Source organism: Roseicyclus sp., assembly GCF_052168335.1.
Classification (GTDB): domain Bacteria; phylum Pseudomonadota; class Alphaproteobacteria; order Rhodobacterales; family Rhodobacteraceae; genus Roseibacterium.
In genome coordinates, this window is record NZ_JBQLZP010000228.1 from 1 (window position 1) to 5,899 (window position 5,899).

The following is a 5,899-nucleotide window of genomic DNA, read 5'->3' on the forward strand; positions in this document are numbered from 1 at the left end:
CAGGGTCTCGTGATCTTCGCCGACCTCGCCAACCACCCCGTCTGGTCGCTCGCCCGCCCCGACTGGGAGGTGCGCTTCGACGCCGACAAGGCGGCCGCCGCCGAAAGCCGCCGCCGCGTGCTCGGCATGATCGCCGCCGACCGCATCCCGGCGATCGGCTACCACATGCCCTTCCCGGCGGTGGGCTACGTCGCGCCGGGACGCGACGGCGCCGAGTTCCGCTGGGTGCCCGAAGCCGGGCAACTGATGGGCTGAGGCTCAGGTCGGCTCGACGGTCCAGCGACGCCCGAGATCGTCGAGCCCCGCCCGGATCAGCTCGCGCAGGACGCCCTCGTCGATATCGGCGAGGGCGTTCACGTTGAGGCAGGCCTTGCCGTGCCGGTGCTTGCCGAGCCGGGCCAGCAGATCGCCGAAGTCGGCATAGCCGGGCAGGATGTAGATGGAGAGGTTGGCCTTGCGCGGGCTGAAGCCGGTGGCGAGGAACTCGCCCGCCCGCCCGCTGTCGTAGACGTAGGCGTAGCGCCCGTATCCGACGATGGAGGGCCCCCACATCCGCGGGGTCCAGCCCGTGACGTCCCGGAAGATGGCGTCGAGCCTGAGCGCGTCGGACCGACGCCGCGGGTGCGGGACGGCCTCGAGGAAAGCGGTCACGTCCGCTTCGGTCGCCTGCGTCTTGTTCGTCTGCGCCATGGGTGCGTCTCCCGCGGCGCAGACTAGCACGGCCCGAGGCGTCAGGCGATCTTCGCCGTCATCTCGACCTGGCGCTTCGCCTGGTGACGGATCGCGGCCTCGATCTTGTCGGTGACGCCGCCCGCCTGGGTCGAGACGCCGTAGGGGTTGCCGCCCGCCTCGAAGAGCACCGGATCGGTGTAGCCCGGCGCCACGATCACGGCGCCCCAGTGCATCGCGGTCGTGTAGAGCGAGATCAGCGTCGTCTCCTGCCCGCCGTGCACGTTCTGCGCCGAGGTCATGGCGGAGAAGGTCTTGTTGGCGAGCTTGCCCTCGAACCAGAGGCCGCCGAGCGTGTCGATGAAGGCGCGCACCTGGCTCGCCACGACGCCGTAGCGGGTGGGCGCCGAGATCAGGTAGGCGTTGGCCCATTCCATGTCGGCATGGGTCACTTCGGGGATGTGGGCGGTCTTCTCGGCCTGCGCCTTCCAGGCGTCCTGGCCCGCGACGACCTCGGCGGGCGCGGTCTCGGGGACGCGGAGGAGACGGACCTCGGCGCCGGCCTCGCGGGCGGCTTCGGCGGCGATCTCGGCCATGCGGTGATTGGTGCCGTAGGTGGAGTAGTAGATGACGGCGAGCTTGACGTTGGACACTTGCGTGCTCCCTGTTCGCGGTTGTTCGACCCCGGGGAGGTGGCGCGCGGCGCCGTGACGCTCAACTCCGCACCGCCGCAACGCGCCTGTGCGCCCGTTCACAGCTCAGCGGAAGGGCGTCCCGTGGCACCAGACGGTGAGGGAGTGCCGCTCGCCCTTCGTCACCGGGGTCACGCGGTGGAGGACGAAGGACGGGAACAGCGTCGCCGCCCCGCGCGCGCGGTCGGCGGCGATGGTGTTGGCGCCCGGCATGACCTCGAGGTCGCCGCCCACGTAGGCCTCGGGCTCGGAGAGCTGCACGACGATGGTGAGCTTGCGCCGCTCCGCGAGCCGCCCCTCGCCGATGTCGGAATGCCAGCCGAAATGCCCCTCGCGCTCGGCCCCGTAGCGGGCGACCTGCGGGCTTTCGGCGAACTCGGTGATGTCGAAGTCGAAGACCTCGCGGTTGGCGGCGCGGACGAGGTCGATCATCCGCTCGATCACCCACTCCGTCCCCGGCACCTCGTCGAGCCAGTGGAGATCGGCGCGCCGCAGGTTGTGGTCGCGGGCCTGCCGCACGAGCCCCGCGTCGCGGGCGGGCGCCTCGGCCAGCGCCTCGAGGAGGCGGGCGCAGTCGGCCCCGCTCAGCGCCCCGGGCACGGAATGGACGGCGATCATCTGCGGGCTCTCCAGCGGCCGTGCTGGCCGGACGCGCGGCAGATGGCGTGCGCCCGCGCGCCCGTCAAGACGGCTCAGACGCGCGCGCCCCGGTCGAGCCTGCCAAGAAATGCATCGGCGCTCTGCAGGGCGGCGGTCCGCTTGTCCTCGGACATGCGCGCCCAGGTCCGGTACATCTGCGCCATGCGCGGGTTCTTCCCGAAGCGGTCGCGGTGCCGGTGGAGGAAGGCCCAGTAGAGGTAGTTGAACGGACAGGCCTTCTCCCCGGACTTCTCGCCCACGTCGTAGCGGCAGGAGGTGCAGTAGTCCGACATCTTCCGGATGTAGTTGCCGCCCGAGACGTAGGGTTTCGAGCCCACGATCCCGCCATCGGCGAACTGGCTCATCCCGATGACGTTCGGCGCCTCGACCCATTCGTAGGCGTCGGCGTAGACGGCGAGATACCACTCGTGGACCTCGTGCGGGTCGATCCCCGCCAGAAGCGCGAAGTTGCCCGTCACCATGAGCCTCTGGATGTGGTGGGCATAGGCCTCGTCGCGCGTCTGCTCGACCGTCCGCGCGACGCAGCGCATGTCGGTGTCGGCCGTCCAGTAGAAGGCGGGCAGGCTGCGGGAATGGCCGAGCGCGTTGCGCTTCGTGTAGTCGGGGCCTTCGAGGAAGTAGATGCCGCGCATGTATTCGCGCCAGCCGATGATCTGGCGAATGAAGCCCTCGACCGCGTTCAGCGGCGCCTCGCCCGCCTGCCACGCGGCTTCCGCCGCCTCGCAGATCTCGCGCCAGGTGAGGAGACCGGCGTTCAGGTACATCGAGACGACGGCGTGGTAGAGGAAGCGGTTGCCGTCGAGCATGGCGTCCTGGAAGTCGCCGAACTTCGGCAGCGCGTTGCGGATGAAATGCGACAGCGCGCGCCGCGCCTGCCCCCGGTCCGTCGCGAACCAGAAGGGACGCAGCGTGCCGAAATTGTCGCCGAAGCGCGCGTCGACGAGGTCGAGCACCTCCTCCACCACCGGATCGGGCGTGAAGCGCATGGGCCCGCCGAACTCCACGTCGTCCGGCGCGGGCTTGCGGTTCTCGTGGTCGAAGTTCCACTTGCCGCCCGCGGGCTGGTCCCCCTCCATCAGGAGACCGGTCCTGCGCCGCATCTCGCGGTAGAACCACTCCATCCGGAGCTCCTTGCGCCCCTCGGCCCAGGCCTCGAACTCGCCGTGGGAACAGAGAAAGCGGTCGTCGGGAAACATGTGGACGGGCAGCGGGCTGTCCTCCAGCGCCGCGATCAGGCGGAACTCGCCCGGCTCGGTCGCCAGCACCTCGGAGGCACCCGTGGCCTCGGCCGCGCGCAGAAGCTCGCCCAGGATGGAGCCCGCGTTCTCCGGGTCGTCGAGGCGCGTGTAGCGGACGCGCCAGCCATCGGCCTCGAGCCCCGCCGCGAACTTGCGCATCGCGGCGAAGAGGAAGGCGATCTTCTTGGGGTGGTGGGGGACGTAGGAGGCCTCGGCCATGACCTCGGCCATCACCACCGTATCGGCCTCGCGATCCGCCTCGCGCAGCGCCGCGATCTCCTCCGAGAGCTGGTCGCCGAGGATGAGGACGAGGCGGCTCACCACGGGATCTCCCGGCCCGCGTAGTCGTAGAAGCCGCCCGACTGCGCGCGCGTCAGGCCCGCCATCACGTCGAGGAGGTTCCGCGCGGCCTCCTCCGGCGCGGTCTTGCCGTGGCCGGGGTTGTAGCCCTCGGTGAAGGGCGTCGCGACGGTGCCGGGGTGGAGGGCGGCGATCACCGCCTCGCGGTGCGTGCGCCCGATCTCGACCGCCGCGCCATGCACGATCTGGTTCAGCGCGGCCTTGGAGGCGCGGTAGGAATACCAGCCGCCCATCTTGTTGTCGCCGATGGAGCCGACGCGCGCCGTCAGAACGCCCGTGACCGACCGCCCCTTGCGCGGCAGGAGGCGCGGCAGGTGCGAGAGAAGCAGGGCGACACCGATCGTGTTTACCGCGAAGACGCGCGCCATTGCGTCGGCCTCGATGGCCGGGAGCTGCTTCTCCGGCGTGCCGCCCTCGGGGGCGAGGATGCCGACGGAGACGAAGACCGCCTCGAACGGCCCCTCCAGCGCGCCCATGATGCGTGCGACCGAGGCCGGGTCGGTCACGTCGAGCCCGTCCTCCGCCCGCGACAGCGCCGTGACGGTCGCGCCCCGCGCCTTCATTTCCTCCGCCACGGCGCGGCCGATGCCGCCCGAGGCCCCGATCACCAGTGCGTTCGTCATGGACGGGCCAGCTAAGGCGCCCGAGGCTCTGGTCAATCGGACCGTGGCGGGTGCGACACCGTCGCCCTGCCCCCGAAGCCCCGCGTCGTGCCCGCTCACTCGGCGTAGATCATCTTCCGCGTCATGCCGCCGTCCACCACCAGCGTCTGCCCGGTGACGAAGCCCGCGTCGGCGAGGTAGAGAACCGCGTCCGCGATGTCGTCGGGCGTGCCCGCGCGGCCCACCGGGTGCTGGGCGTGATCCTCCGCCGTGAGATCCCCGTGCTTCGGCGTCACGATCCAGCCGGGCAGGATGGCGTTGGCCCGCACCTCCGGCCCGAGGCTGATGGAGAGCGCGTGGGTGAGCCCGAGGAGCCCCGCCTTGGCGGCGGCGTAGGGCTCGGAATTCGGCTCGGACATCAGCGCGCGGGTGGAGGAGACGTTGACGATGGCGCCCCGCGCGGCGCGGAGCGCGGGGGCGGCGGCTCGGCTCATCAGGAAGGCGCCGGTCAGGTGGCTGTCGACATAGGCGCGGAAGGTCGCGAAGCTCTGCTCCTCGAGGCGGCCCACGTCCGGATGCGCGATGCCGGCGTTGTTCACGAGAAGATCGAGCCGGTCGAGCCCCAGCCGCCCGAAGCAGGCGGCGACGGCGGCCTCGTCGCCCACGTCCGCCCGTTCGCGCGCGATCCCCTCGGGCAGCGCCTCGAGCGCCGCTCCGTCACGGTCGACGGCGATGGCCCGCCAGCCCGCGGCGGCGAGGCGGGCGCAGAGGACGCGGCCGATCCCCCCTGCCCCTCCGGTGACGATGGCTGTGCGCGTGTCCTCGGTCATGGGCCGGGAGCTAGGGCCAGGGGCGCGTCGCCGCAAGGGACCGGTCAGCCGCGCTGACCTTCATTTGGGGTTTTCAAGCCCGCGCGAATTCGTATTCTCCGCACACATGACCACGCAGGCCCATACCACGACCCTCGCCGCGCCCTTCGCGCGGCCCGCCCTGCTTGGCCTGCTTCTCCTTAGCCGCCTCTGAGCGTGCCATCCGGCGCGACCGCTCAGGGGAGGACCAGCGCCGAAGACACGCAACGCCGCTAAGGAACACGACCATGACCACCGACAAGAACCGCGTCCTGATCTTCGACACGACGCTCCGCGATGGCGAACAGTCGCCCGGCGCCACCATGAGCCACGAGGAGAAGCTCGAGATCGCGCATCTCCTCGACGAGATGGGCGTCGACATCATCGAGGCGGGCTTTCCCATCGCCTCCGAAGGCGATTTCGCCGCCGTCCAGGAGATCGCGAAACAGGCGCGCAACGCCACGATCTGCGGGCTCGCGCGCGCGAACTTCAAGGACATCGACCGCTGCTGGGAGGCGGTGCGTCCCGCGAAGTCGCCGCGCATCCACACCTTCATCGGCACGAGCCCGCAGCACCGCGCCATCCCGAACCTGACCATGGACGAGATGGCCGAGCGCATCCACGAGACGGTCACGCATGCCCGCAACCTCTGCGACAACGTGCAGTGGTCGCCGATGGACGCGACGCGGACCGAGTGGGACTACCTCAAGCGCGTGGTCGAGATCGCGATCCGCGCGGGCGCCACGACGATCAACATTCCCGACACCGTGGGCTACACCGCGCCCGCGGAATCCGCCGACCTGATCCGCCGGCTGATCGCCGAATGCGAG

The 5,899-nt window shown here is 70.7% G+C and carries 6 protein-coding genes and 2 pseudogenes; 2 read left to right on the plus strand and 6 right to left on the minus strand.

Annotation, left to right across the window (positions count from 1 at the left end):
- Positions 1-255: pseudogene (locus ACTS11_RS07090) on the plus strand (MBL fold metallo-hydrolase); the annotation flags it as partial.
- Positions 256-258: 3 nt separating this feature from the next.
- On the opposite strand, the gene ACTS11_RS07095 reads toward ACTS11_RS07090, so the two are convergent.
- From ACTS11_RS07095 to ACTS11_RS07120, 6 genes are all read right to left on the minus strand, one after another.
- A complete protein-coding gene (locus ACTS11_RS07095) occupies positions 259-690 on the minus strand; it encodes a DUF1801 domain-containing protein (RefSeq protein WP_442639629.1) in 432 nt (143 codons plus the stop codon).
- A 41-nt stretch (positions 691-731) separates the two neighbouring features.
- Positions 732-1,322: an NAD(P)H:quinone oxidoreductase gene (wrbA, locus tag ACTS11_RS07100; protein WP_442639630.1), complete on the minus strand. Its 591-nt coding sequence runs from the start codon at positions 1,320-1,322 to the stop codon at positions 732-734.
- A 105-nt stretch (positions 1,323-1,427) separates the two neighbouring features.
- Positions 1,428-1,979: a 2OG-Fe(II) oxygenase gene (locus ACTS11_RS07105; RefSeq protein ID WP_442639631.1), complete on the minus strand. Its 552-nt coding sequence runs from the start codon at positions 1,977-1,979 to the stop codon at positions 1,428-1,430.
- A 74-nt stretch (positions 1,980-2,053) separates the two neighbouring features.
- A complete protein-coding gene (locus tag ACTS11_RS07110; RefSeq protein ID WP_442639632.1) occupies positions 2,054-3,583 on the minus strand; it encodes a cryptochrome/photolyase family protein in 1,530 nt (509 codons plus the stop codon).
- Entirely contained in the window at positions 3,577-4,242 is a 666-nt protein-coding gene (locus ACTS11_RS07115; protein WP_442639633.1) for an SDR family NAD(P)-dependent oxidoreductase, read from the minus strand. Before ACTS11_RS07115 ends, ACTS11_RS07110 begins: the two co-directional genes overlap by 7 nt.
- 95 nt (positions 4,243-4,337) lie before the next feature.
- On the minus strand, positions 4,338-5,051 hold the full coding sequence (locus tag ACTS11_RS07120) for an SDR family oxidoreductase (RefSeq protein ID WP_442639634.1): 714 nt from the start codon (positions 5,049-5,051) through the stop codon (positions 4,338-4,340).
- A 266-nt stretch (positions 5,052-5,317) separates the two neighbouring features.
- Here ACTS11_RS07120 and ACTS11_RS07125 point away from each other — a divergent pair.
- Positions 5,318-5,899, plus strand: a pseudogene (locus ACTS11_RS07125) (2-isopropylmalate synthase); the annotation flags it as partial.